Source organism: Rhizobacter sp. P3_B12 (assembly GCF_056402895.1).
Genome location: NZ_JBFUGN010001726.1, coordinates 1 through 596 on the forward strand (window position 1 = coordinate 1; position 596 = coordinate 596).

Consider the following 596-nt stretch of genomic DNA (forward strand, 5'->3'; position numbering starts at 1 on the left):
GCTTCGGCCCGGGCTTGCGCCTCGGCCAGCACGCGCTCGCGCTCGGCGTCGATCGCCGCGGCCACGTCGGCCGACGACACCAGCTGCGCGTGGTCCTGCGCGCGCAGCACGCCGTCGTCTAGGCCGACAGTGCACGGTCCATGTGTGAGCCAAACAGCCATGCGTGCTCCGGAAAGTAGTGGGGAAGTCGAGCCATCATTGAATCGCCTGGCGGCGAGGCCGATGGGGCGGCGGAAGAAGACGTGGATGGAAACGCGAAGGCCGGGTCGGCCTGCGTGCTGCCCGGCGCGAGTGCGAGCCGCACCCAGGCCAGCGTGTGCTTGCAGTGCCATTCGCGGCGCTCGCTCAGTCGGGCGTAGCCGGCGGCGGCCAGGCGTTCGGGGTCGAGCTCGGCCGCCGACAGTGCAGCGGCGGTGGCGTTGTCGGTGACGCGCGGCGCGGCCAGCAGCTCCGTGTAGGCCGCCTCGCCGATGCGCTCGATGACGGCCTGGCGCGCGCCGCGGCCGATGCAGCGGCGCACCCGCTCGCGCTCGGCATGCAGCGCGACGGCGCCCAGCACGCGCAGCACCTGCTCGCGCGGCAGCAGCGCGATGCGG

At 73.8% G+C, this 596-nt stretch carries 1 protein-coding gene; it reads right to left on the bottom strand.

Annotation, left to right across the window (positions count from 1 at the left end; translation table 11 throughout):
* Positions 1–118 precede the first annotated feature (118 nt).
* The coding region (locus AC1D01_RS37900; RefSeq protein WP_477875134.1) for a type III secretion protein HrpB4 at positions 119–596 on the bottom strand (478 nt) is incomplete at its 5' end.